Origin of the sequence: Streptomyces sp. NPDC058955, from assembly GCF_042741435.1 — a bacterium.
In the GTDB taxonomy this organism is placed as follows: domain Bacteria; phylum Actinomycetota; class Actinomycetes; order Streptomycetales; family Streptomycetaceae; genus Streptomyces.
The window spans coordinates 1-3,563 of record NZ_JBHYKM010000229.1 but is presented as its reverse complement, the minus strand read 5'-3'; the positions used below and the strand labels follow the sequence as shown (position 1 = coordinate 3,563).

At 74.3% G+C, this 3,563-nt stretch carries 3 protein-coding genes; all 3 read right to left on the bottom strand.

The window, feature by feature from the left end:
- Positions 1 to 435: ATP-binding protein (locus ACFW1I_RS38150; protein WP_384678708.1), on the bottom strand; the 435-nt coding region annotated here is incomplete at its 3' end.
- A gap of 125 nt (positions 436 to 560) precedes the next feature.
- The gene (locus ACFW1I_RS38145; RefSeq protein WP_384678706.1) at positions 561 to 2,303 is read right to left on the bottom strand and encodes a pyruvate dehydrogenase; all 1,743 of its coding nucleotides are present in this window, start codon (positions 2,301 to 2,303) and stop codon (positions 561 to 563) included.
- Positions 2,304 to 2,330: 27 nt separating this feature from the next.
- Positions 2,331 to 3,563 (bottom strand): protein phosphatase 2C domain-containing protein (locus ACFW1I_RS38140; protein ID WP_384678703.1); only part of this gene is annotated, 1,233 nt, incomplete at its 5' end.

The window sequence follows — 3,563 nt, the reverse complement described above, 5'->3', positions numbered from 1 at the left end:
GGGGGTAAAAACACCCGTTTTGGGCGCGTCCGGGGGGAGCCCGCCCCCCCCCCCCCCGGGGGGGGCCCCCCCCCGGCCCCCCCCGCCGTTCAGTTCGAACCAGACGACCTTGCCGGTGCCGCGCTCCTCGATCCCCCAGGAGTCGGCGAGTTCCCTGACGAGGAAGAGCCCCCGGCCGTGCGTACCGTCGTCGGCGGGCGGTACGAGCGGACCGGCGAGTCCGGGCTCGAAGTCGCGGACCTCGACCCTGAGCTGTCCGGGGTCGACCGTGGCGGTCACGACGGCGCCGTGTCCGGTGTGGACCAGCGCGTTGGTGACCAGTTCGCTGGTGAGCAGTTCGGCGACGTCGCCGGCGCCCGGTCCGCCCCAGGTGCCGAGGAGTTCGCGTAACGCGTGGCGCACCTCCGGCACCGCGGTCAGGTCGGCTCCCCCCACCTTTCTGAGCAGTTGAGTCGGCTGTCGTGCCTTCCCGGCCATAGCCCCCACCCACGGTCGTGTCGAACAGGCTCACGGGGAAGCCTGCCCCGCGAGCCGGTGGGCATGCGCCGGGCTCCGGGGGCTCAGGGCCGGGGCACGTTGCGCAGGTTGGAACGGGCCATCTGGAGCATCCGGCCCACTCCCCCGTCGAGGACGATCTTGCTGGCGGAGAGGGCGAAGCCGGTGACCATCTCGGCGCTGATCTTCGGGGGGATGGAGAGGGCGTTGGGGTCGGTGACGACGTCGACGAGGGCGGGGCCCTTGTGCTTGAAGGCGTCCCTGAGGGCGCCGGCCAGGTGTTTCGGCTTCTCGACGCGGACGCCGTAGGCACCGGCCGCGCGGGCGACGGCGGCGAAGTCCGGGTTCTTGTTGCTCGTCCCGTACGAGGGGAGCCCGGCGACCAGCATCTCCAGTTCGACCATGCCGAGCGCGGAGTTGTTGAACAGCACGATCTTCACCGGGAGTTCGTACTGGACGAGGGTGAGGAAGTCCCCCATGAGCATGGAGAAGCCGCCGTCGCCGGAGAGCGAGACGACCTGCCGGCCGCGGTCGCTGAACTGGGCGCCGATCGCCTGCGGCAGGGCGTTGGCCATCGAGCCGTGGCTGAAGGAGCCGATGATCCGGCGGCGGCCGTTGGGGGTGAGGTAGCGGGCCGCCCAGACGTTGCACATGCCGGTGTCGACGGTGAACACGGCGTCGTCGTCGGCGAGTTCGTCGAGCACCGAGGCGACGTACTCGGGGTGGATCGGGGTGTGCTTCTCCACCTTGCGGGTGTACGCCTTCACCACGCCCTCCAGGGCGTCGGCGTGCTTCTTCAGCATCTTGTCGAGGAAGCGGCGGTCGGTGCGGGCGCGGATCCGGGGGGTGACGCAGCGCAGGGTCTCCCGGACGTCGCCCCAGACGGCGAGGTCGAGCCGGGAGCGGCGGCCGAGGTGTTCGGGGCGGACGTCGACCTGCACGATCCGGACGTCGTCGGGGAGGAAGGCGTTGTACGGGAAGTCGGTGCCGAGCAGGATCAGCAGGTCGCACTCGTGGGTGGCCTCGTAGGCGGCGCCGTAGCCGAGGAGTCCGCTCATGCCGACGTCGAAGGGGTTGTCGTACTGGATCCACTCCTTGCCCCGCAGGGCGTGCCCGACGGGCGCCTTGAGGCGCTCGGCGAACTGCATCACCTCGGCGTGGGCGCCGGCGGTACCGCTGCCGCAGAAGAGCGTCACCCGTTCGGCCGCGTCGATCATCCGGACCAGGGCGTCGATCTCGGAGTCGCCGGGGCGGACGGTGGGGCGCGAGGTGACGAGCGCGCTGCCCGCGGTCTTCTCGGGGGCGGGCTGGTCGGCGATGTCGCCGGGGAGGGAGACGACCGAGACGCCGCCGCGGCCGACGGCGTGCTGGACGGCGGTGTGCAGCAGCCGGGGCATCTGCTTCGGGTTGGAGATCAGCTCGCTGTAGTGGCTGCACTCGCGGAACAGCTGGTCGGGGTGGGTCTCCTGGAAGTAGCCGAGCCCGATCTCGCTGGACGGGATGTGGGAGGCGAGGGCGAGGACGGGGGCCATCGAGCGGTGGGCGTCGTACAGGCCGTTGATGAGGTGGAGGTTGCCGGGCCCGCAGGAGCCCGCGCAGGCGGCGAGGCGGCCGGTGATCTGGGCCTCGGCGCCCGCGGCGAAGGCGGCGGTCTCCTCGTGCCGCACCTGGATCCAGTCGATGGCGGGGTTGCGCCGGATGGCGTCGACGACCGGGTTCAGGCTGTCGCCGACGACGCCGTACAGCCGCTGGACGCCGGCGCGGACGAGGATGTCGACGAACTGTTCCGCTACGTTCTGTTTGGCCATGGGTCCATCAACACACGGCCCGGCGCCTCACGCCTCCCAGACGGCCGCCCCCGTACGGTCATCGGCGTACCCCGTCACCCTCAGCTGGGTGTCGGCGAGGAAGGCGGCGAGGCCGGGCGGTTCGGCGCCGGTCCAGCGGGCGGCCAGTTCGCGGGCGAGGCCGGGCTCGCCGCGCATCGGCTCGGCGAGGCCGGGCGAGGCGAGCAGGAGGGTGTCGCCGGGGCGGGCCACCGAGGCGCGGAACCGGAAGGGTTCGGCGGGCGGCGGGACGGGCTCCTCGACGAGCGGTCCGGGCGCGGTGGTGATCCCGAGGTCCATGGTGAGCCGGTCGCCCTCCTCGGTGACCTCGGGCGTGCCGTGCGGCGGCGTCGAGCCGAAGCCTACGACCGGTTCGCCGGTCACCGACGCCGGGTCGGGCAGCAGCGGTTCGATGTCCTGCCAGGCGCCGTCGCGGAGCCGGAAGAGTCCGCCGCCGCCGATGCCGAAGAAGACCCGGGTGCGGCAGTCGGGGTCGGCGGGGATCAGCAGGCAGCGCAGGGTCGCGGTGTACACGTCGGGGGCCAGGCCGCGCTCGGCGGCGCGGGCCCGGAGCCGGCCGTAGGTGCGGTCGGTGAGCCGGTGCAGTCCGGACTTGAGGTCGCCGCGGCGGCCGGAGCGGATGTCCTCGGAGAGCCGGGCGTGGCTGCGGCCGACGGCCTCGCCGATCCAGCGGCAGGCGTCGGCGGCGGCGAGGTGGGCGTCGTCGGCGGCGCGGGAGCCGGCGGCGACGGCGACCAGCACGAGGGCGGTCTCGTCGTGGCCGAAGCGGGCGGTGAGCAGGGCGTCCCGGCGGGGTTCGCCCCGGTAGCGGGCGGAGTCGCCGCGCACCGAGGCGGCGCGGAGGGTGGCGGTGCCGTAGCGGGCGCCGTCGAGGACGGTGTCGGCGACCAGGTCGCCGAGTTCGCCGGGCCGCGCGGTGGGCAGGGCGGTGGGCTCGGCCTCGTACGTGGGCGGCCGGCTGCCGACGAAGCCGGTACGGGGCCGGGGCATCGGCACCTGGACCGTCGGCTCGTGCCCGGCGGGGACCTGGACCGGCACGGTGACGTCGCCGCCCCGGGCCTCGGGCGCGCGGTCCGGCTCGGGCGCGGGCTCCGGCTCCGGTTCGGGGGCGGGCGGCGGAGGGGGTGACGGGAAGGTGCGGGGGCCGCTGACGGGCGCCTCCCACGGCGCGGGCCCGAGCACGGCGGGCGCGGCGGTCGGGCGCGGCGGCGGGGCCGGCGG